Below are 21,128 nucleotides of genomic sequence, written 5' to 3' on the forward strand. Positions count from 1 at the left end.
TAAAACGCAGAAATAGAATCATCACTATATCTTAAGTTAATGATTCTAATAAAATAAATATTAAAGTATTAGTTTGTGCATTAAAAATTGTCTTTGAACTGTCTCAGACTAGCAAAGTTTCCCCAAGGTTCATTGTTTTTTGTAACCGAGATGAATTTTTCTGGCACTAACTCTGTAATGGTTGGCAAATCGCTACGCATAAATGGATTTATTTTTAGCTCCTGTCCAATAGAAGTGGGTAGGGAGATTTGGTTATTACTGCGTAATTCATCTACTTTTTTACTGTACGCAAGGAGTTCTGGGTTACGTGGTTCAACCGCTTTGGCAAAGGCAAGATTAGCTTGCGTGTATTCGTGCGTGCAATACACACTGCAGCTTGCAGGCAGCTCTCTTAGTTTATTAAACGATTCCCACATTTGCTTTGGCGTGCCTTCAAATAAGCGCCCACATCCACCGCTAAACAATGTATCGCCTGTAAAAGCAAGTTCATCATTTGTATAGCAAATATGATCAAGCGTGTGCCCAGGAGTTGCCAAAATATTAAAGTTAATATTAAGCACACTGATGCTTTGACCATCAGTGAGTGCGTGAGTGACGCCTTTAAATGGACTATTTGCGGGGCCATAAACCGATATATCTGGATAGGCGTCAACTAATGCAGCTACGCCATCAGTGTGGTCGTAGTGATGATGCGTAATTAAAATACCACCAAGCGTTAGTTTGTGCTCAGCTAGATACGCTAATACGCTCTGTGCTTGGCCTGGATCGACTACCCATGCTTGGTTACTGTTATCGGTAGTTAAACACCAAATGTAATTATCAGAAAAGGCTTTAATTGCTTTGACTTGCACCATGGTAAATTGCTCTATAAAGTGACACTTACCGCATAGTATAACGAGCTCAAAAAATGAAACCAGCCCTTAGTTTTCAAGAAGGACCCAAACCACTGTCGTGGCAACAGTTTCCTCATGGGGATTATTTGCGCAAAGATATTGAACGCAAAATGGAGCAATGGCTGCCGCGTATGTTTGGCTATCATATGCTTAAGCTAGGTAATTTAAGTGGCGAATTAAATACAAGTATAAGTACGATTAAACACCAAGTGTGTGTTGCAGAGCCTGGGCCTTACACTGGGGTAGTTGCTGACATAGATGAACTGCCATTTTACGAGCACAGTATTGATGCATGCATATTAAGTCACTGCTTAGAGTATCATTCAGACCCACATCACATTTTACGAGAAGCACATCGCACACTTATTCCGGGCGGCTATATAGTAATTACGGGATTTAACCCGTTTAGTTTGTGCGGACTTGCACAAATGCTGCCTTTTAGTGGTCAGAAATTACCATGGACGGGGCGCTTTTTTACACCTGCGAGGGTTAAAGATTGGCTAAACTTACTTGGTTTTGAAATTGTAAGTGACGAACGTTTTATTTATTCATCACTGGCAAGAGGTAATAGGCTATCAAGGTTTGAGTTTTGGCGGACTTTTGCAAAACAGTATTTAAAACCGATGGGCAGTGTTTATATGCTGGTGGCACGAAAAAGAGTTGCGCCACTTACGCCAATAAAACCTAAGTGGCATGCAAGGCCGCAGTTTGCGCCAGTAAAAGGGGCAGGGCTTAGACAAACGTCAAAGCAACACTTTAAATCGTGCGAGCAAGAAAATAATACCAATTGCATTAAATAAGTGATCTACTATAGCGCTAAGAAAATAGCACATTAACAAGGCGAAAATTGTGACATATAGTTGTTCTATATGAATAATTTTTAACGCAGTTAGTGAGTTATTTAATGCGATAGAATGAACATGTTTTTAATAAAATTGGTATAACAGCAACTAGCTTAGAATAAATTAAGGCTGGTAGCCTACATCTTCTAGTAAATCTTTACTGCCAGCGGCATCGCGCGCTAAATCGTCAACTATTTCGTTGTACTTATGGCCGCTATGCCCTTTAACCCATTTCCAGGTTACATTGTGCTCGCTACAGACTTTATCTAGGCGTTTCCATAAATCGACGTTTTTAACCGGCTTTTTAGCTGATGTTAACCAGCCACGTTTTTTCCAGTTAGTGATCCACGATTCAATACCTTGCTTAACATATTGGCTATCGGTTGTTAGATTTACTTCGCATTCTCGAGTGAGTGATTCTAGGGCTACAATAGCCGCGAGCATTTCCATTCGGTTATTCGTTGTGAGTTTATAACCTTGGCTCATTTCTTTTTCGTGGCCGTTATAAATCATAAAAATACCATAACCGCCGGGGCCTGGATTACCTAAACATGAGCCATCGGTGTAAATCTCTACGGTTTTTTGCACTGTTTTACCTTGATCTTATGTACAATAAAGTGATTATAGAAAGATACCAGAATCAGGCTAAATTCGATATGGCACGTAGACAAATAGTTTTAGATACAGAAACCACCGGCATCGACCCTAAACAAGGGCACCGTATTATAGAAATTGGGTGTGTGGAGTTAGTAAATCGCCGTTTAACAGGCAATAACTTTCACGTTTATATAAACCCACAACGCCCAAGCGAAGAAGAAGCAATCGACGTTCACGGTATCACTAACGAATTTTTACGTGATAAACCGTTGTTTCATCAAATTGCCCAAGAGTTTTTCGACTATATTGAAGGGGCAGAGTTAGTTATTCATAACGCCCCGTTCGATGTTGGTCATATGGATAACGAATTTGCGCTGCTTAATCAGGGTTATCCTAAAACAGATACTTTTTGTCAAGTTCTCGACACGCTTAAAATGGCGCGTGACTTGCATCCAGGTCAAAAGAACAACCTTGATGCATTATGTCGTCGTTACGATGTAGATAACGGTAAACGAACGCTTCACGGCGCGCTACTGGATTCTGAGATTTTAGCCGATGTGTACCTTGCCATGACGGGTGGTCAAACAAAGCTAAATTTGAATCAAAATAAAGATGATGGCAGCGAGCAACAGAAGGGCGGTATAAAGCGTTTAAATAGTGATAGAGCCCCATTAGTTGTATTACGAGCAAGCGACGCTGAGCAAAGCGCACACGAAGCACGATTAGATCTTGTAAACAAAGAAGGCGGCCAATGTATATGGCGCGCTGAATAAGGCGATTTAATGAAAACGATGTATTTTGTAACAGCGTTATGTGCAGCTAGTTTATTTACTGGCAACGCATATGGCGTAAAACAAGTAGAAGTGCTCAAGCGCGATGGGCATCAAAATGAGATCCCTTTACTTGATAATCGTTTTCGCATAGATAGCAAAATAGATGAAATAACACTGCTTTTTTTTAGAAAATCAGGTGCACCTGCTGTTATTTTAGTGAGGCCCGATGGCAGTAAGTACTTTGCTACTGACTCAGTTAAAAACCCTAACTTAGATTGGTTTGACGAACTCAGCTACGATTTAGTCACCATAAAAAAACCTATGGCAGGTCCTTGGCAAGTAATAGGCAGTATTTTACCCGACAGCAGAATAGTTGTATTAGGCGAGATATCTCTTGAAGCAGAGCCTCTTCCTTCAATGTTGTTTAGGGGGGAGACAATAAAAATCACCGGAAAAATACTAAATGACGGTGAGCCAATTAACACAAACCTATTTAGAGATGTTGTTAGCCTTAATGTTGACTTTGTAAGTACCAACAATGAAAACTTTGCTAACTTTGGCGCAGGCATTCAAGAAGTAGCTGAATTTAAAGACGATGGACGTGGATTTGATGAGCGCCCTAAAGATGGTGTATTTACCGGCGAGTTTACTTTAGATTTCCCTGCGGGTGAATGGACACCAGAGCTTTACGTTGCGACACCTTTGCTGCAGCGTCGCATTGTGCAAAATACAATAGAAGTGCACGAACCGCCTTTTGTAACCGAAGTCGCGTTAGCAGAGCAAGACACAGACGAGCATCTGTTAACTATAAATATAGACCCAAGTATTGTTAAGCCAGAAACAGTCATCATCCAGGGAAAAATCTACTATCCCAATAACGAAGAGCAAATGTTTACCATAGATGCTGCTGCTAAAGACTCACGACAACTTAGTGTTAAAAATTATGATTGGGGTAGATATAGTGTTGAACTGTCTGTTTTTGGCACTAATATTAATGGCCGTGAATTTATGGCAACGCTGCCAACATATAAATTTGAGATAGAACGACCCATAGAAGCGGTGCCCGAAATTGATCCTGCAACGATTATTACGCCAGATAAAATGATTGAGAGTGAGCCTGTTGAAGAAAAAATGGCCACATCTACAATTATTAGTTTAATTGTAGGCTGCAATACGCTCATTTTATTACTCGGTTGGTTGTTAATTCGTATATTTGTTCAGAAAAAACCGATTAAATTTAAAGTGAAGCTGCCTTTTTTAAAGAAAAAGAAAACAAGTGAAGGTGATGTTGCCGACACAGAAAAAAATCAAGTCGGTAAAAATGGCTCAAAAAATGACAGATCAGGTGAAATTTTAAACCTTTCGATGACAGATGACTAAAAAACCTATAAAAAAACAAAAAAGCCCTTGACGAAATAGGGGTTGGTTCGTATTATTCACGCCGCTGTCAGGGAGACCTAAACAGCAACGGAAATATGGAGTGGTAGTTCAGTTGGTTAGAATACCGGCCTGTCACGCCGGGGGTCGCGGGTTCGAGTCCCGTCCACTCCGCCAATATCGTAAAACTTGTAAGTAAAAGCTGGAGTGGTAGTTCAGTTGGTTAGAATACCGGCCTGTCACGCCGGGGGTCGCGGGTTCGAGTCCCGTCCACTCCGCCAACACTTACACAACGTATGGTTGTAAAACATATTCTTATTATGGAGTGGTAGTTCAGTTGGTTAGAATACCGGCCTGTCACGCCGGGGGTCGCGGGTTCGAGTCCCGTCCACTCCGCCAATAAGAAAAAATAACAGTTTAAATATGCGCTGGAGTGGTAGTTCAGTTGGTTAGAATACCGGCCTGTCACGCCGGGGGTCGCGGGTTCGAGTCCCGTCCACTCCGCCAATACTTACACAACGTATGGTTGTAAAACATATTCTTATTATGGAGTGGTAGTTCAGTTGGTTAGAATACCGGCCTGTCACGCCGGGGGTCGCGGGTTCGAGTCCCGTCCACTCCGCCAATAAGAAAAAATAACAGTTTAAATATGCGCTGGAGTGGTAGTTCAGTTGGTTAGAATACCGGCCTGTCACGCCGGGGGTCGCGGGTTCGAGTCCCGTCCACTCCGCCAATAGGAAAAAATAACAGTTTAAATATGCGCTGGAGTGGTAGTTCAGTTGGTTAGAATACCGGCCTGTCACGCCGGGGGTCGCGGGTTCGAGTCCCGTCCACTCCGCCAACTATTTAAACAATGTTATATTACAAAATTTGTATGCTGGAGTGGTAGTTCAGTTGGTTAGAATACCGGCCTGTCACGCCGGGGGTCGCGGGTTCGAGTCCCGTCCACTCCGCCAACAAATTAAGTAATAACAAGTATAATGATATCTCTGCGGAGTGGTAGTTCAGTTGGTTAGAATACCGGCCTGTCACGCCGGGGGTCGCGGGTTCGAGTCCCGTCCACTCCGCCAATTAAAAAAAATAACAGTTTAAATATGCGCTGGAGTGGTAGTTCAGTTGGTTAGAATACCGGCCTGTCACGCCGGGGGTCGCGGGTTCGAGTCCCGTCCACTCCGCCAATTGATATCATGATTAAAATTAGTAAGTGCATTACCCCATGCACATACCACTGCGGAGTGGTAGTTCAGTTGGTTAGAATACCGGCCTGTCACGCCGGGGGTCGCGGGTTCGAGTCCCGTCCACTCCGCCACTTGTTATTTCCTCAATAACAAGTTTATAAAATTCTTGATTAAATAATTTAGTAAAACATTCTTTGGCTATCAGCTATCAGCTATCAGCTATCAGCTATCAGCTATCAGCTATCAAACACATTCCTTGCACGAACCTGATAATATTCCTTATTATCCGTATCAATACCTATATCAATCTGCCGATGCTCTGGTTAAGTGCTTGTGCATTGCGCTGTATCCCTTCTTTCGTAACTTTGAAACTTTTACCGCAGTTAACTTAACGCCAGGTTTAACCCCAATTCGCTTAATTAAGTAATCTATTTTGATGTAAGAAAAGCATGTCGATAATAAGGAATAATTCGTTATTTAGTTGTTTTCGGCAAATGATCCTGCATTGCTCTACCTCCTGCATCCATGCAGTCGTATATCAGAGACTTTTAACACTGCTAGGCAGGCTCTAAGTATTATTGCTAATTGGTATAGTCATTAACTTTATAGTGTTGTACTTGTAGAGCTCTTGAGAGGGTTTAAGTTTTTACAGGAGTATAGAGATGAATTAAGGGTATTTAATCAATACAGAGCTTTTAGGGTTGGTTAGATGTCAGAGCTGCCTGTTATACCAAGCTGTATAATTATTTAAACAATCTAACGAATTAAACTACTCCATCACGTTGTTAAAACTTTTTATTGTGCACAAAAAAGCCAGCACGTTATATGCTGGCTTTTGGTCTGTAAATGCTTAGCTTAGTTAAGCAGCATCAGCTTCTTTTTTAACGCTATTACGCGCGGCTTTGCCTGCAAGTAAGTCAGCAGGGTCAAAGTCATCAACGTTAATAACATCTAAACGAGATTGCTCAACAGCAGCTAGTTTATCAGCCTCTGCTTGGCTTAATATGCCTGCTTCAAGCCCCATTTGCGCTACTTTATCAAGCTGGAAGAATGGCAGTTTAAGGCCTTTTTCTTTGCATACACGGTCAAATAATGGCTCAACAGCAAGTACGTCTTTAAGCGTTTGCTCTTGACGACCTACAAGGTTAAGCGGCTCATTTGTTAAGTATACATAGCTTGCTAAACGGTTACGCGTTTCACTAGGTACTTGTAGTAGTTGCGCAAGTTTATGCTCAAGTTGGTCAGTTGGTTTACGAACCGGGCGACCAAACGGGAATAACAATACTTTTAACACGGCACGTAGTGGAGCCGAAGGCATGTTATTAATTAAATCAGCAAGTGCACGTTGGCAATGGTAAAGGTGATCTTGGCAACTCCATTTTACTAGAGCAAAATCTTCTTTTTTACGGCCTTCGTCGTTGTAACGCTTAAGCGTTGCAGACACTAAATATAAGTAACTAAGTAAGTCACCTAAACGTGCTGAAATACGTTCTTTACGTTTTAGTGAACCACCAAATACTGCCATGCTAATGTCTGACATAAGAGCAAGTGATGCACTAAAGCGTGACGCTATACGGTAAAACTCAGCGGTTTCGTCGTTGTACGGCACACTTGTAAAACGAGCGCCGGTAAGAGCAAGCCACTTAGTACGTACAAGGTTCGACATAGTAAAACCAATGTGACCCATTAGCGCTTTATCAAATACGTTAAGCGCTTCTTCACGGTCTTCAATTTCGCACGCACCTAGCTCGGTAAGTACAAATGGATGACAGCGAATAGCACCTTGACCATAAATAATCATATTACGGGTCAAGATGTTTGCACCTTCAACGGTAATGGCAATAGGTGCACCTTGATAGCCACGACCTAAATAGTTATTTGGCCCAAGCATGATGCCCTTACCGCCAAGCACATCCATTGCATGAATAGTTGCATCACGCATTTGCTCTGTCAGGTGGTATTTAATAATGGCAGAAACAACAGATGGCTTTTCGCCTAAATCAACAGCACCCGTAGACATACTAACCGCAGCATCAGAGCTGTAAGCGTAACCAGCTAATTTAGCTAGTGACTCTTCAACACCTTCCATTTTACCTATAGGTAAACGGAACTGACGACGAATGCGGCTATAAGCACCTGTCGCAATAGCAATCATTTTAATGCCACCGGCAGAGTTTGACGGCAATGTAATTGCACGACCAACCGATAAACATTCAACCAACATGCGCCAGCCTTGACCAGCCATATCTGGACCACCAATAATATAATCAAGTGGTACGAAAATGTCTTTACCGCGAGTAGGACCATTTTGAAATGGTACGTTAAGCGGGAAATGTCGACGACCAATTTCAACTCCAGGAGTATCCGTTGGAATAAGTGCACAGGTGATGCCTGGCTCTTTATTGTCGCCAATTAGGCCGTCTGGATCTTGTAATTTAAACGCAAGTCCAAGCACGGTAGCCACTGGGGCAAGTGTAATGTAACGCTTATTCCACGTTAAACTAACACCCACAACCTCTTCACCATTCCATTGCCCTTTACATACCACACCGTAGTCTGGAATTGAGCTTGCATCAGAACCCGCTTCTGGCGAAGTTAACGCAAAACATGGAATTTCTTGACCGCTCGCTAGGCGCGGTAAGTAATGATCTTTTTGCTCTTTTGTACCATAGTGTTGTAATAATTCACCTGGGCCTAAAGAGTTCGGTACACCAACAATTGACGAAAGTAATGTTGATTTACTTGTTAGTTTTTGAAGTACACAAGACTGTGCAAATGCAGAAAACTCTAAACCGCCGTATTCTTTTTTGATGATCATGGCAAAGAATTTATTATCTTTTAGATATTGCCATACATCTTGAGGAAGGTCGGTTAACTCGTGCGTTGCTTCCCAATCGTCCAACATGCTACATACTACTTCAACAGGGCCATCAACAAAGGCTTGCTCTTCAATAGTAAGTTTAGGAACTGGGTATTGGTGAAGTTTTTTCCAATCTGGGTTACCGCAAAATAAGTCAGCTTCCCACCACGTCGTACCGGCATCAATAGCTGATTTTTCAGTATCAGACATGCTTGGCGTTACTTTTTTAAACGTAGCAAAAATAGGCTTGATGATATATTGCTGACGAAGGCCAGTAACAGAAAGAGGAACCGCGATGATCAAAAAGATCAACCAGCTAATTAAACCAAAAGCACCTGCAAAGGTACCAATTAATAAAGTTATAGCCGAAACACCAAGTGCTGTGTTCCAACTTGCTCTGTGGTAAACCGCAGTGCAAAGCAACGCGATTAGAACCAGTGTAAATATGAGTGTCATTTTTATTCCTTAATAGAGGTCAGACCACCTCACTTAGAGTAGCGCTAGTAACAGTAATTTTCAAGTACATAACGATGTTAAATTGTAGTAGAAAGTAACTTAAATACGATATTTAATTACCCGACAGAGGAACGCACAATAACTATCGTATAGTCAAAGCATTAACCGTAAGTAGTGTTAACGTAAAAATAAATAAATCTAATAGCAAAATGACACTTTTTAAGTAAGTATAGCCGTTATAGCGGGCTGCAAATTAGTGTACGCTTAATACACAAATATAACGCTATTTATTTTAATGTATGGTTTTTAAGGGTTATTTTATTAATGTGTGAATTACTTGGCATGTCAGCCAATGTGCCTACCGATATTTGTTTTAGTTTTTCAGGCCTTTTAGAGCGTGGCGGAAACACGGGACCACATAAAGATGGTTGGGGTATTACATTTTACGAAGGTAAAGGCTGTAGAACCTTTAAAGATCCTGAGCCGAGTTATCAATCTGAAATTGCAAAGCTCGTCAAAGCATACCCCATTAAAAGTGTCTCGGTTATTAGCCATATTCGCCAAGGTAACCGCGGGAGAGTATGCCTTGAAAATACTCATCCTTTTACGCGAGAGTTATGGGGGCGCGAGCTTACTTACGCTCATAACGGGCAGCTATCTAATTATCATGATTTAAAACCGCAGTACTATCGCCCAGTAGGTAACACCGATAGCGAACTCGCTTTTTGTTGGTTACTTGATAAAATTCGTGAAAAATACCCAAAGCGTCCAAGTAATATGGCGTCGGTTTTTAGATACGCCGCTAAGCTTTCGCATACCCTTCGTGAAAAAGGGGTGTTTAATATGTTATTGACCGACGGGGTGTTTGTTTTAGCGTATTGCACTAATAACTTACATTACATAACGCGCCGTGCGCCATTTGGTAAAGCAACGTTGATTGATGCCGACATGGTGGTTGATTTTCAACAAGAGACTACACCAAACGATGTAGTAACAGTTATAGCTACAAGGCCTTTGACGAATGATGAGCGTTGGCAAAAAATGGAGCCGGGGGAATTTGCATTGTTTAAAATGGGTGAGCTAATTTAGCCCACCTATTTTAAATATTAACTTTAGTTTAATTAAATTTAGTTAGCTTCTTGAGGTTGTTGTGCTGTTGCAGGCGCAACAGCTGTAGGCGCAGTAACAGTAAATGAATTCATTTGAACTTCAAACTGCTCCATACCTTTTTCGCCTTTCCACATACGTACCAGCATGTAATCCATTTCTGGCGCAAACCATGCAATTGCTTGGCGTTTATCGTTATCGTATAAACGTTTTACTTTAATGGCTTCTACATTACCGATAGGTAGGGAGATCATCTCTTTTTCAACAACTTCAAAGTTGTAGTCGCGGCGGTTACCTTTTTTGTCTATAAGCGGGAATGAAAAGCTCGTTTCGCCTTTTTTCAATCCTTCGCGCACTTGCACTTGGTATGAAATAGCATCCTGAAATTCATCAGTCCATTCGCATTTAAGTGGGTATTCGCTAGCGCTGCTAGTCACTACTTTGTTTGTTGTATCAAAATCAATTTTATAATCTTTATCTGGGCCTGTACCGGTGCGGATCATATTGTAATGATGCGGGGTAACCTTGCCATCTTTAAAGGTAAACTTTGATGTTTCTTCACGAGAATCAGAGAAAATCATCCACTCAATATTGCTGTGGTATGTTAGTTCATAAGTATCGTCGCCCATTTTTTTGAGCTCACGAACAGCCTCACCATGATTTTTACCTTTGCGTAAAATATCGTAGTTAGCTTGATATTGGGTCAATTCGCCTGCAATTAGGCTAGTTGGAAGTAAAGCGCCCGCACATAACAACAGGGCACTTATTTTTTTATTGTGAGTAGTGCGCGCCGTGTGCAGGAAGTTGTTTTTTGTCAAGAACTGCATAATCTGCTTCCATAGTAAGTCTGTGTTCACTGAACCACTTGACCACCAAAGGATAAATTATATGCTCTTGCTCATGCACGCGTTTTGCTAATGTTTCTGCTGTATCATCCTTGAGTACAGGTATTTGCGCCTGAAGAATAACGGGACCGCCGTCTAATTCTTCAGTAACAAAGTGAACACTTACGCCATGAACATCGTCTTTTGCATCAATTGCTCTTTGGTGGGTATTCAGCCCCTGATACTTAGGCAACAAAGATGGATGAATGTTCAACATTTTTCCAACATATTTTTGCACTAAGCCAGGAGTAAGAATACGCATAAACCCAGCTAATACAACTAGATTTGGCATAAAAGAGTCGATAACGTTCATTAATTGCGCATCGTACGCTTCGCGCGAGTCAAAATCTTTATGACTGAGCACTTTTGTAGCAATACCTGCTTTTTTTGCACGCTCTAGGCCATAAGCGTCTGCTTTGTTACTAATAACAGCCGCTATATGTCCGTTTATCTCGCCACGTTCGCAGGCATCGATGATGGCTTGTAAATTAGAGCCACTACCTGAGATTAAAACTACCAGACGAGTCGGTGCCATTACTTAGCACCACCTACAATTTCAACTTGTTCTTCGCCAGCTGCGGCATCTTGAATTTCACCAAGGTGCCATGCATTTTCGCCCAAGTCTTTTAGCATTGTTAAGCTTTGCTCAAGTTTGTCTGCAGGAACTACTAAAACCATACCTACACCACAGTTAAATGTACGGTACATTTCGTGTGTAGTAATATTGCCGTTTTCTTGTAGCCAGTTAAAAATAGGTGGCCACTGCCAGCTATCACCTTTAACTACAGCTTTTGCTGAAGCGGGTAATACACGTGGAATGTTTTCCCAAAAACCGCCGCCAGTAATATGCGAAAGCGCATGTACGTCAACGTTTTTGAATAACTCAAGTAAAGGTTTTACGTAAATACGAGTAGGCTCAAGTAAGGTTTCGCCTAATGTTTTACCTTCAAAGTCAGCGCTGGTATCAGCTTTTGACACTTCAAGTACTTTACGAATTAAAGAGAAGCCATTTGAATGAGGGCCGCTTGAAGCAAGTGCAATAAGCTGATCGCCTGCTGCTACTTTTGTGCCATCAATAATTTTTGATTTTTCTACAACGCCTGTACAAAAGCCTGCCATGTCGTAGTCTTCACCATCATACATACCTGGCATTTCAGCTGTTTCGCCACCAATTAGGGCACAACCTGAAATTTCACAACCTTTGCCAATACCTGTAACTACGTCAGCTGCTGTGTCTACATCTAGTTTACCAGTTGCATAGTAATCTAGGAAAAACAGGGGTTCAGCACCTTGAACAATTAAGTCGTTTACACACATTGCAACTAAATCAATACCAACAGTATCGTGTTTTTTTAAGTCGATTGCTAAACGTAGTTTAGTACCAACGCCATCTGTGCCTGCAACTAATACTGGTTGCTTGTAGCCTTCAGGAATTTCGCAAAGTGCGCCAAAACCACCAATTCCGCCCATTACTTCAGGACGACGAGTTTTTTTAACTACGCCTTTAATACGCTCAACAAGTGCATTACCAGCGTCGATATCTACGCCCGCGTCTTTATAGCTTAGAGACTGTTTTTGTTCGCTCACAGGTTTTCCTCAAAATAGTTGTTTTGGGTTGCTTAGAAACGCGCGTATTTTACAACAATTGCAAGGTCGCGGCTAGCTCAAATGTAATTTTGAAATAATTAACAAGGACACTTGTCCGCTGTCTGTTGTTTAAATAAACAAAAAAACGCCCGTAGGCGTTTTTTTAGTATTAAAGGCGTTAAATTAACAGCTATGCTTTTGCGGTTAATATGGCTCGAAGTGGAGCGGGGTAGCCTTCAATTGTTTTACTTGTATCGTTTGGATCTAAAAAGTCGATTAACGATTCGTTTTCCATCCAATCGGTTTTGCGTTGCTCTTCAAGCGTGGTAATAGCGCAATCTTTTATTTGCACATCTTTAAAGCCAGCGCGTTCCATCCAGAGTTTTAATGCTGCAGTACTTGGAATAAACCAAACGTTGCGCATTTTAGCGTAGCGGTCGGTAGGGACTAATACTGTGTTTTCATCACCTTCAATTACTAGCGTTTCAAGTACAAGTTCGCCGCCGGGGCGAAGCTGCGCCTTTAACTGCGCTAAAAAGTCGATAGGTGAGCGACGATGATAAAGTACGCCCATCGAAAAAACCGTATCAAACGCTTTAAGCTCAGGTAATGCTTCAACGCCTAGTGGCAGTAAATGCACGTTTTCGTCTGGATTGTAGTGTTTAATTGCTTGAAACTGACATAAAAATAAATCAGACGGATCAATACCCACTACAAACTCTGCGCCTTCACCGCGCATACGCCATAAATGATAACCTGAACCACAACCAATATCTAAAACAGTGCGACCTTTTAATGGCTCAATATGAGGCAGGAGTCTGTCCCACTTCCAATCACTGCGCCACTCTGTGTCTATTTCAATACCGTGCACACTAAATGGGCCTTTGCGCCATGGCATCATGCGTTTTAATAAATGCATGGCTTGCTTTTGCTCGCCATCACTCATCTCCCCTGGGGCGCCAATTTCTACCTTAGTAGAAATATCAACGTGCGAAGTTGCCACCTCTGGTAAGTTTTTAAGTACTTTTTGCCATTTAGGTAAATCACCGTGGCTAGCCTCGTTTTGCCAATGTTTTAATTGTGCAGGAAGGGTTTCTAGCCAGTGACTAAGTGGGCTTTGTGCGATAGATGCGTAAAATTGGTTAAACCATTGAGACATGGATGACTCTCTTTATTTAATTGCTACCATTGAGCAAAAATTAAAACATTGATACCACACTTGAGTTTGGCTAAAACCAATATCTTGTAAGCGAGTAAAGTGAGCGCTTAGTGTATCTGGGCGCATAACGTTTTCGATGGCGGTACGCTTTTGGCTTATTTCAAGCTCAGAGTAACCATTGTGTCGTTTAAAGTCGTGGTGCAAATCAATCAATAAATTGTCGCATTGCTCGTTTTCAGCTTTAATTTTTTCGCTTAACAGTAATACGCCGCCAGGTTTTAAATTAGCGTATATTTTTTCCAGCACAGCTTGGCGCTGCGCATGTGGAATAAACTGCAACGTAAAGTTCATTGCTACTACTGAGGCGTTTTGAATCTCAAGCTCGTTAATATCGCCCAAAGTAACAGTAACAGGCACATCTGATTTAAAGCCTTGTAAATGTACCTTACAACGCTCAACCATAGCTTGAGAATTATCTACCGCTATTATATGGCAGTTATCGGTGCGAATATTTCGTCGCATGCTAAGTGTTACTGCGCCAAGTGAGCAGCCTAAATCATAAAGATTTGAGTTACTTTGTGCGTATTCACCGGCAAGTTTACCCATTGTACTGACAATCGTTGCGTAGCCCGGTACCGAGCGCTGAATCATATCTGGAAAAACTTCGACTACATTTTGGTCAAAGCTAAAATCTTTTACTTGTTGCTCAGAGGCATAAATACTGTCTTTTATGGTCACGAAGGCAGTCTCTTTGTAAATAATGGCGCTATTTTAACATTTTATACTGGATAGTCAGTGATAAATTCAGTAGCTTGACTAGAATTATGAATAATAAGTATAAAAGAGAAGATTAAATGAGCAAAAGTAAGGTCATCAGCACAGACGATATATTAGCAACCCTTTGTCATTCAGTGACAGGCGTACTCACATCAGCCAGCGGTAATGGTATTAGCTACTCAGCCATGGTGCAAAAAATAACACGTACATGTATGCGACCAGATATTGGCTGCTTTGTTTTATTTGACGGCGGTTTTACAGGGCTTGTAATTACCAACTTTACTTCGCAAGCGGCGATGGAAATTTATGGCGATTACATGCGCAACATGGGGATGCCAGAAGATGAAATAGCACATAGCCATTTATCAGACGACGTATCAAACGTACTAGGTGAGTTGATGAATCAAATTGTTGGCGACTTTACGTCTAAAGTGCGCGAGCAGCTACATACTTCAATTACGCAAAACCAGCCAAAAATGATGGCAATAAACAAGCAAGTGCAAATATCGGTAGATACCACCATGGATCGCCCGCAAGCCCGCCGCGTAACATTCACTACAAGTAAACAAAATATCTTTTACTTGGAATTAGCGATGGATAAAACAGAGTTTATTAAATTACACGACTTTGATATTGCAGAAGCACTAGACCCTGATGACATAATTGAAAACGAAGCACGTAAAAAAGCGGACAAAGAAAAAGCATCTACCGCAGTAGAGCAAGACGATGCCGATGACGACTTTATGGCAGGCTTAGGACTTTAATTATATGTAGGTTGGGTAGAGCGAAGCGAAACCCAACGACTGCTCAGCTATTAATCTTTAGTTATGAGTGTTCGGGTTAGTGATTAAAATAAAAGCGCGATTTATATCGCGCTTTTTCGTCATGTTAGCTTTATTTGAATAAGTAAACCTACTCTTTAAACTTATAACCCACACTATAAACCGCAGCTATTGGGTTTAGTCCTGCTTGAATGTCGTTAATCTTTTTTCGTATATTTTTAATGTGTGTATCTATGTTGCGATCGGAGATGTCGGTTGTGTCGCTGTATACGTTATTAATAATATCTTCGCGGGTAAAAACACGCCCTACGTGACTTATAAATAGTAAAAAGATTTTAAATTCGACGGCGGTAAAGCCAATGCTTTTTCCGTTAAGGCGTGCTTCGAAATCGTCTTTGTGCAATTGAAAATTATTATGATTGATGATATTTGTTTTAGGCTGGCTGGTTCTTCTTAGTACGGCTTTTATGCGTGCTATAACTTCTTTAGGGCTGAAAGGTTTGCATATGTAGTCATCGGCGCCGAGCTCTAAACCCAGTAAGCGGTCTATTTCTTCACTTTTTGCGGTAAGCATAATAATAGGCACACTTGAAAAGACTCTAATTTGCTTACATAGCTCTGTGCCATCAACATCTGGCAGCATTAAATCAAGAAGTATTAAATCTACAGCGTTTTGTTTTACAAAACTAACTACACCTTTGCCGCTATTAAAGTGCTCAGTTTCGTAATTTTGTTGCTTAGCATAGGCAATAAGTACCTCTGCAATGTTTTCTTCGTCTTCAACGATAAGTATTTTTTGTGATGCCATTATTTTAACCTAAAAGTGTCAGCGTTATTTTTACTTCTAGCCCACCAAGTGGTGAGTTGTGCAACGATATTTGACCGCCATGTGCCTCTACTATTTGTTTGCAAAGTGCAAGTCCTAAGCCCGAGCCGCCGTGCTCTCGGCTTCGAGACTTTTCAACGCGATAAAAACGCTCAAACAATTTTTGTAATTCGTTTGGTAAAACACTTGGGGCTGAGTCTTGTAAAATAAGCTCAATGTTATTGGGTGTTTTGTTGGCAAGTATTATTACTTGCCCACCTTTATGCGTGTATCTGCAGGTATTTTCTAACAGGTTTGAAAATAATTGCACAAGGCGTTCTTTATCGCCATTTATTATACATTTGCCGGCTTTGGTTAAACTTTTGCTGTCTACATTTAATTCACGCTCTTTAAAGCGAGCGGTGTAGTTTTCAATTGATTGCTCAAAAATGTTTATTAAATCAATGTGTGCATTGCTATAGGTTAAATTAACGCTATCTGTTTGTGCTAGTTGGGCTAGGTCGTCAACAATGTGACTTAAATTATCTACTTGGTTTATGAGTAAATTAATGCGCTTTGTATCGGCTGTAAATACGCCATCTTGTACGGCTAGTAAATGCGAGCGTAGTACGGTAAGTGGGGTTCTTAATTCGTGGGATGTGTCTGACACCCATTGAAATCGCATTTGTTGGTTTTGCTCAAGCGTGTGGGCTAAGGCGTTAAAGTTGTTGGATAGGGTACCTAGCTCATCTTTACTAGAGGGGATGATTCTGCTGGCAAAATTTCCTTTTGTTAACTCATCGGTGCCAGTCACTATTTGCTTTATTGGTTTTATTAAATGGCGAGATAACACAATAGCCATAATAAATGCGAGCACAATAACGAGTAATGTGATCATAAAATAGTTATGAAATTGCGCTGCTAAAAACGCTTTTGTTGGGCTACTTTGCACAAGTTTTGAAGGGACTAAACCTATCCAGCCTATAACGTTATTGTTTAATAAAATAGGTTCTATATGTGGGTTGTCGTTTAAATTAGCCCTACCAATAACAACCTTTTTATTTTGATCATATAAACTTATACGTTGCCCTGTTTTAAGGGAACCTGCAGGTAAGTGTACCCACAATAAAGAAGGCGTTGCATTGCTGTTATTTGGTTTGGGTGGGGTGCTTGTGTGTTTATTCGCTTTGGGCTCGCCTGGCTTTTTTTGCGGCTCTACAATAGAGCGCCATAATTGCGTGCTTTGTGTAATGGGTTGCCAACTGCCTAATCCGCTATAAAGCTCAATAAGTTGATGCTTAACCATTGCTACATGTTTTGTTTCTTCTTGTTCAACAAAGTCGTTAAAACCTGACGAAAAGGTCATGTATATAAACACAAACATAAGCCCAACAAGGGCGATATTAGTGATAAAAAAAGCTAAAAAGAATTTATGTATTAATTTCACTGATTGGCAAATAGTAAAAATCATGACGTTAACGTACCAAGCAGTATTGCATATTGATTATGTGCCTACAATTAGCGTATTTAGGGAGTTGCTTACTAAAATCCTTTTTAAGTAAGCTTTTAGGTATGTTGATTCTTGGGCTAGAACTTTATTTTTGCGGTATCGCCAGCACCCAGTAACTTATATTGTGGTTTTACAAAGCTTGCGTGTACTGCGCCTAAACTTTTAGGGAACGATATGGCAAGCTCATCTACTGTTGTAAATGTGTGCTTCGCTTGAAAAACAATTTCTAGGTCGTGCGCTTCGTTGCTGCTGGTGGTAAAAGCGACGCGTTCAAACACGATAATTTGCTGATTTACACGTAAGCTCGTTTTTTGTTTAAGTGCATTTTTTACAAACTCTTCTTGTTGCTCGGCACTTAAGTTTGTAGGCATAAGCTTATCAATATCGCCCATAAGCCATGCTTGCTCGCTTTGCAGCGCTGAAATTAAATGCTCAGCATTAGTTAATACTTTAACCTCAACTTGCCCGTCTCTTAAAATTACTTGGGCTGTTGTGTTTTTTAATACATGTGCGCTCACTTGAGCGCACATACTTGTTAAAATACACGCTAGCATTAGCCATTTTAATTTTTTAAAAAAATACATAATTACTACCTTTTATTGAAGCGGAGACCTTTTTGTTTATTGAGGTTGCTCAATAGTTACTTTACAAATAAGGGTGTTGTCGGTTTCTAAGTCTTCGCCCCATATGAACTTTGCGTTTTTATCCCAGTTAATATCGTCGTAACCGTCTTTTGGTCCTACATCGGCAAAGTTGTGCTCTACTGCATTAGCCCAATTCGTATCGTCAAAGTTACTTTGCAGCCAGTTAGTTGGTGCTTCTTTTGACATAAACGCACAAGCGCCTTCGCCCGCTACAGGGTTTGTTTCGCTTTCGCATAATTTGTTAAGCGGCGCTTTGTGAAGTATTTCGCATTTAAAGCTTTTATTGCTTACCGCAATTACTTTATTTGTATCGGTGTTGGTAAGTTGCATAATAAAACCGCCATCACCCATTTGCTGATTTTTAGCACCGATGTATTCAAGCCCTGTGTCGTTTTGCTTAAAGTCTTTAATTATTAAATTAAGCTCAATAGGGTAGTTTGCAGAAAACGTAATGCTTTCGGCATTAAATGAGCGTTCTGTGGTTATAGGCACAGAATCTTCAACAAGTAACTGCTCGCCTATGTAGGCTGTAAACCAGTTATCAGCCCATGCTTCTAGCTTTAAGTTGTGCTTGCCTGTAATGGTAGGATTTGTATTTTTCTTAGTGACTGTAGGAGTAAGGTGATTTGGTTGCGGACCTCTACAAAATGTACCTGTTTGAACTTTGCCACCATTACTGATGGTTTTTTGTTTAAAGCTATAGCAGTCTTTTCCCTGTGATGCAGGGCTGTAGGTAGTAAAGTAGTTTTCGCCTTTATATGAGTAGCTCATTGTACGGCTGCCGTTTTCAGAGATTGTGTGCGTTAAGTTTTCAACGTCTCCTTGTGGCGGGCGCAGATCGGCTCTTATACCTTGAGTATCGCCACTCAGTGGTGCCACTCTTGGTAATTTTGCGGTATCTACTTCACCTACTAAGCACTGAATAATATACGGCGGCGTAGCTGATGTTTGGTAGCGATAGCCAAATGTGTCATCGGTTTGTCCGTTACATACATCAAGGTCACCTTTGGCAATTGCACTACCGTCTGGGTTTTTACTGCTATACAGCGGGTAACCATCGTAAGCCCAACCAATAATGGCATCGCTTGATTGGTTTTTCATTGTGTCAATCATACACGTTGGCGATACATGATAATGGTAGTCATCACCTCGTCCTGCGTGTCCGCCACATATATCTAACTGTCCAAGTGCTAAAGTGTCGTGTTTTTCATCGTAGCTATTTACGTCCAGTTCACCTTGCGAAGAATAGTCGTATATTGGTACGCCATTAACGGCAACACCTACGGCTGCATCAATTGTTGTTATTGTTTTTGCTTTTTTCGGGTTTAACTTTATAGGTGCGGCGTAGTCTTTAGCTGGAACGGGTATTTGCTCGTTAGTACCTGTAATACCTGTCATTACGTCATGATCAGGATAAGTAGATGAGGCAATATAAGCATATTGTTCATCGCACGTAACAGATACGCTTTTATTAAACCCTGCATTACTTACTGATTGTGTAATAGCATCGCAACGAGGTGATTTTACGTTAGCGGTTAAATATGATTTATCAGGCTTTGGTTGCTCATTTGGTTTTAGTCTTGTATTAGGTTTGTGCTCGGCGCTACTGGCGCTTCGCGAGTATTTAACCGTCATACTTGCAGTATCGAGCGTAATATCTTTTACAGCAGCGAGTAATGCTGAGCGATCTACCTTTGTATCGCTATTAAAGGTAACCGGTGCAGATAATGCGTACACAGTATAAGTATAGCTTTTTTCACCCGGGCCTTTAGAGCAAGGTGGCGCGTATTGGTTTAAATCGTTTACGCTATTAGAGCCTACTTCACCGAGAGTTTCGCCCGCTTTAATTTGTGTTTTATTGGCGGTAATATTATACATGGTCCAATACCAATGCATTCCCTCTGGCGCTTTATGATCCATAATTAACGCATAATATTTGGTTGTGTTAGGTGCACCGCTCCAGTTAAGTGGAGGGCTAATGCTTTGCCCATCGCATGTATAAGTAATAGGCAAATCACCGCCATCGCTTACCTTTGAGCTTGTTAGAGTAAAATCATTGAGGTTTGATTGTTCAAGTGATTGGCTGTTTTGCTCGTTGCAGGCACTTAAGGTTAAGCAGCACAGTGCACTGAGTAAAAAGGCATAGGTATTTTTCATCATTTAAAACTCCAAAGATTAAGAGTACATAGAAAGAATTAGCTATTAAGAGTGTAGTTCTCAAATGTAGGGCAATTATGTAGTTTTAAACTTTTTTGTTTTTATTAAGGGCAGGCGTTAAGTTGTGAGTTGCTTACGGGGATAAAAGACTGGGTATGAACGCTTGGTTATGGAAGGAAATATTAACTTAAGCATGGGCGTTATTTTCACTCAGTTAAACAACGGTAAAACCCTTATTTTAAATAAGGATTTTCTCCCATTGCGACGACCACACAAAAAATTCTTAAATCTAACTCTAGCTGGTGATAACTCGGCTCCATATGGCAGCAAAGTTGATAAAAGCCTTTGTTGTGATCTTTTTCTTTAAAGTGGGCGAGCTCATGTACCACTAACGCTTTTAATAATGGCTCGGGAGCGCGCAGTAAGTCGCTGTTTATCGCTAAATCGTGCTTACGGGTTTTACCTTGCATTCGATACGTATGTGTACCAAGTGCGTTGGTGACCATGTCGCCTTGCTTTTTAAATGCTGCGCGCCCAAACGGTGGTGCATTTTTTAAATACTGTTTTTTAAGCTCGGTTGCGTAGTTATAAAGTAGTTTATCGCTAGTAATGGTATGTGCTTGCGGGTACTTTTTAAGTAAGTAGTCACATACCTTTTTGTTATTTATAAGGCTTAATACTTGCTCAACAATGTTAGCTGGGTAGCCGGTAAAGTAACGTGCGTATTCACTCATTATTAT

18 protein-coding genes and 11 tRNA genes are annotated in these 21,128 nt (G+C 40.9%); 16 read left to right on the plus strand and 13 right to left on the minus strand.

The genetic code is table 11. From position 1 onward, the window contains the following. Positions 1-80 precede the first annotated feature (80 nt). A complete protein-coding gene (gene gloB / locus GQR38_RS11950) occupies positions 81-854 on the minus strand; it encodes a hydroxyacylglutathione hydrolase (protein WP_101217181.1) in 774 nt (257 codons plus the stop codon). Positions 855-907: 53 nt separating this feature from the next. On the opposite strand from gloB, the gene GQR38_RS11955 reads away from it, so the two are divergent. Next, positions 908-1,693: a class I SAM-dependent methyltransferase gene (locus GQR38_RS11955; protein WP_101217180.1), complete on the plus strand. Its 786-nt coding sequence runs from the start codon at positions 908-910 to the stop codon at positions 1,691-1,693. Between the two features lie 165 nt (positions 1,694-1,858). Here the strand turns inward: GQR38_RS11955 and rnhA are convergent, their stop codons facing one another. Further along, the gene (gene rnhA, locus GQR38_RS11960; RefSeq protein WP_165723093.1) at positions 1,859-2,323 is read right to left on the minus strand and encodes a ribonuclease HI; all 465 of its coding nucleotides are present in this window, start codon (positions 2,321-2,323) and stop codon (positions 1,859-1,861) included. 68 nt (positions 2,324-2,391) lie between these two features. On the opposite strand from rnhA, the gene dnaQ reads away from it, so the two are divergent. The 13 genes from dnaQ to GQR38_RS12025 all read left to right on the plus strand — a co-directional run bounded on the left by dnaQ (position 2,392) and on the right by GQR38_RS12025 (position 5,791). After that, entirely contained in the window at positions 2,392-3,105 is a 714-nt protein-coding gene (gene dnaQ / locus GQR38_RS11965; RefSeq protein WP_007586004.1) for a DNA polymerase III subunit epsilon, read from the plus strand. A 9-nt stretch (positions 3,106-3,114) separates the two neighbouring features. Further along, complete coding sequence (locus tag GQR38_RS11970; RefSeq protein ID WP_024608203.1) at positions 3,115-4,485, plus strand: TIGR03503 family protein; 1,371 nt, start codon at positions 3,115-3,117, stop codon at positions 4,483-4,485. A 97-nt stretch (positions 4,486-4,582) separates the two neighbouring features. After that, a tRNA-Asp gene (locus GQR38_RS11975) sits at positions 4,583-4,659 on the plus strand. 27 nt (positions 4,660-4,686) lie between these two features. After that, positions 4,687-4,763: transfer RNA gene (locus GQR38_RS11980), tRNA-Asp, on the plus strand. 41 nt (positions 4,764-4,804) lie between these two features. After that, positions 4,805-4,881 (plus strand) — tRNA-Asp (locus tag GQR38_RS11985). Positions 4,882-4,912: 31 nt separating this feature from the next. Continuing rightward, positions 4,913-4,989 (plus strand) — tRNA-Asp (locus GQR38_RS11990). Positions 4,990-5,030: 41 nt separating this feature from the next. After that, a tRNA-Asp gene (locus GQR38_RS11995) sits at positions 5,031-5,107 on the plus strand. Positions 5,108-5,138: 31 nt separating this feature from the next. Continuing rightward, positions 5,139-5,215: transfer RNA gene (locus GQR38_RS12000), tRNA-Asp, on the plus strand. A gap of 31 nt (positions 5,216-5,246) precedes the next feature. Next, a tRNA-Asp gene (locus GQR38_RS12005) sits at positions 5,247-5,323 on the plus strand. 38 nt (positions 5,324-5,361) lie between these two features. Beyond that, positions 5,362-5,438 (plus strand) — tRNA-Asp (locus GQR38_RS12010). A gap of 37 nt (positions 5,439-5,475) precedes the next feature. After that, a tRNA-Asp gene (locus GQR38_RS12015) sits at positions 5,476-5,552 on the plus strand. A gap of 31 nt (positions 5,553-5,583) precedes the next feature. Then, positions 5,584-5,660: transfer RNA gene (locus tag GQR38_RS12020), tRNA-Asp, on the plus strand. 54 nt (positions 5,661-5,714) lie between these two features. Then, positions 5,715-5,791, plus strand: a tRNA-Asp gene (locus GQR38_RS12025). A 728-nt stretch (positions 5,792-6,519) separates the two neighbouring features. On the opposite strand, the gene fadE is transcribed toward GQR38_RS12025, so the two are convergent. Beyond that, entirely contained in the window at positions 6,520-8,976 is a 2,457-nt protein-coding gene (gene fadE / locus GQR38_RS12030; RefSeq protein ID WP_007586946.1) for an acyl-CoA dehydrogenase FadE, read from the minus strand. 324 nt (positions 8,977-9,300) lie between these two features. Between fadE and GQR38_RS12035 the strand changes: the two genes are divergently transcribed. Further along, positions 9,301-10,065, plus strand: a complete 765-nt coding sequence (locus GQR38_RS12035) for a class II glutamine amidotransferase (protein WP_024591316.1) — start codon at positions 9,301-9,303, stop codon at positions 10,063-10,065. Positions 10,066-10,103: 38 nt separating this feature from the next. Here the strand turns inward: GQR38_RS12035 and GQR38_RS12040 are convergent, their stop codons facing one another. The 5 genes from GQR38_RS12040 to cmoA all read right to left on the minus strand — a co-directional run bounded on the left by GQR38_RS12040 (position 10,104) and on the right by cmoA (position 14,451). Further along, complete coding sequence (locus GQR38_RS12040; RefSeq protein ID WP_007586948.1) at positions 10,104-10,838, minus strand: DUF3108 domain-containing protein; 735 nt, start codon at positions 10,836-10,838, stop codon at positions 10,104-10,106. 16 nt (positions 10,839-10,854) lie between these two features. Continuing rightward, positions 10,855-11,502, minus strand: a complete 648-nt coding sequence (purN, locus tag GQR38_RS12045; RefSeq protein WP_007586949.1) for a phosphoribosylglycinamide formyltransferase — start codon at positions 11,500-11,502, stop codon at positions 10,855-10,857. Beyond that, the gene (gene purM, locus GQR38_RS12050; RefSeq protein ID WP_002959993.1) at positions 11,502-12,554 is read right to left on the minus strand and encodes a phosphoribosylformylglycinamidine cyclo-ligase; all 1,053 of its coding nucleotides are present in this window, start codon (positions 12,552-12,554) and stop codon (positions 11,502-11,504) included. Before purM ends, purN begins: the two co-directional genes overlap by 1 nt. A 190-nt stretch (positions 12,555-12,744) precedes the next feature. Then, positions 12,745-13,713, minus strand: coding sequence for a tRNA 5-methoxyuridine(34)/uridine 5-oxyacetic acid(34) synthase CmoB (gene cmoB / locus GQR38_RS12055; protein WP_165722931.1), 969 nt, complete (start codon positions 13,711-13,713; stop codon positions 12,745-12,747). 12 nt (positions 13,714-13,725) lie between these two features. Beyond that, a complete protein-coding gene (gene cmoA / locus GQR38_RS12060; RefSeq protein ID WP_007378000.1) occupies positions 13,726-14,451 on the minus strand; it encodes a carboxy-S-adenosyl-L-methionine synthase CmoA in 726 nt (241 codons plus the stop codon). Positions 14,452-14,567: 116 nt separating this feature from the next. On the opposite strand from cmoA, the gene GQR38_RS12065 reads away from it, so the two are divergent. Next, the gene (locus GQR38_RS12065) at positions 14,568-15,254 is read left to right on the plus strand and encodes a DUF3334 family protein (protein WP_007586957.1); all 687 of its coding nucleotides are present in this window, start codon (positions 14,568-14,570) and stop codon (positions 15,252-15,254) included. 148 nt (positions 15,255-15,402) lie between these two features. On the opposite strand, the gene GQR38_RS12070 is transcribed toward GQR38_RS12065, so the two are convergent. The 5 genes from GQR38_RS12070 to GQR38_RS12090 all read right to left on the minus strand — a co-directional run bounded on the left by GQR38_RS12070 (position 15,403) and on the right by GQR38_RS12090 (position 21,122). Beyond that, positions 15,403-16,080, minus strand: a complete 678-nt coding sequence (locus tag GQR38_RS12070; RefSeq protein WP_165722930.1) for a response regulator — start codon at positions 16,078-16,080, stop codon at positions 15,403-15,405. A gap of 4 nt (positions 16,081-16,084) precedes the next feature. After that, complete coding sequence (locus GQR38_RS12075) at positions 16,085-17,443, minus strand: ATP-binding protein (protein ID WP_231609244.1); 1,359 nt, start codon at positions 17,441-17,443, stop codon at positions 16,085-16,087. Between the two features lie 221 nt (positions 17,444-17,664). Next, positions 17,665-18,171 carry a hypothetical protein gene (locus GQR38_RS12080; RefSeq protein ID WP_165722928.1) on the minus strand — a complete coding sequence of 169 codons (507 nt, stop codon included), beginning with the start codon at positions 18,169-18,171 and terminating at the stop codon, positions 17,665-17,667. Between the two features lie 36 nt (positions 18,172-18,207). After that, positions 18,208-20,391: a YHYH protein gene (locus GQR38_RS12085; RefSeq protein ID WP_197184199.1), complete on the minus strand. Its 2,184-nt coding sequence runs from the start codon at positions 20,389-20,391 to the stop codon at positions 18,208-18,210. Between the two features lie 230 nt (positions 20,392-20,621). Continuing rightward, a complete protein-coding gene (locus GQR38_RS12090) occupies positions 20,622-21,122 on the minus strand; it encodes a YgjP-like metallopeptidase domain-containing protein (RefSeq protein WP_165722927.1) in 501 nt (166 codons plus the stop codon). Between the last annotated feature and the right edge of the window lie 6 nt (positions 21,123-21,128).

It is taken from the genome of Pseudoalteromonas sp. c7(2019), assembly GCF_011378625.1.
GTDB lineage: Bacteria > Pseudomonadota > Gammaproteobacteria > Enterobacterales > Alteromonadaceae > Pseudoalteromonas > Pseudoalteromonas arctica.

Coding starts and splice junctions, on each gene's coding strand:
- gloB (WP_101217181.1), bottom strand. CDS start 854: ATGGTGCAAGTCAAAGCAATTAAAGCCTTTTCTGATAATTACATTTGG.
- GQR38_RS11955 (WP_101217180.1), top strand. CDS start 908: ATGAAACCAGCCCTTAGTTTTCAAGAAGGACCCAAACCACTGTCGTGG.
- dnaQ (WP_007586004.1), top strand. CDS start 2,392: ATGGCACGTAGACAAATAGTTTTAGATACAGAAACCACCGGCATCGAC.
- GQR38_RS11970 (WP_024608203.1), top strand. CDS start 3,115: ATGAAAACGATGTATTTTGTAACAGCGTTATGTGCAGCTAGTTTATTT.
- fadE (WP_007586946.1), bottom strand. CDS start 8,976: ATGACACTCATATTTACACTGGTTCTAATCGCGTTGCTTTGCACTGCG.
- GQR38_RS12035 (WP_024591316.1), top strand. CDS start 9,301: ATGTGTGAATTACTTGGCATGTCAGCCAATGTGCCTACCGATATTTGT.
- purN (WP_007586949.1), bottom strand. CDS start 11,502: ATGGCACCGACTCGTCTGGTAGTTTTAATCTCAGGTAGTGGCTCTAAT.
- cmoB (WP_165722931.1), bottom strand. CDS start 13,713: ATGTCTCAATGGTTTAACCAATTTTACGCATCTATCGCACAAAGCCCA.
- GQR38_RS12065 (WP_007586957.1), top strand. CDS start 14,568: ATGAGCAAAAGTAAGGTCATCAGCACAGACGATATATTAGCAACCCTT.
- GQR38_RS12070 (WP_165722930.1), bottom strand. CDS start 16,080: ATGGCATCACAAAAAATACTTATCGTTGAAGACGAAGAAAACATTGCA.
- GQR38_RS12075 (WP_231609244.1), bottom strand. CDS start 17,443: ATGACCTTTTCGTCAGGTTTTAACGACTTTGTTGAACAAGAAGAAACA.
- GQR38_RS12080 (WP_165722928.1), bottom strand. CDS start 18,171: ATGTATTTTTTTAAAAAATTAAAATGGCTAATGCTAGCGTGTATTTTA.
- GQR38_RS12085 (WP_197184199.1), bottom strand. CDS start 20,391: ATGATGAAAAATACCTATGCCTTTTTACTCAGTGCACTGTGCTGCTTA.
- GQR38_RS12090 (WP_165722927.1), bottom strand. CDS start 21,122: ATGAGTGAATACGCACGTTACTTTACCGGCTACCCAGCTAACATTGTT.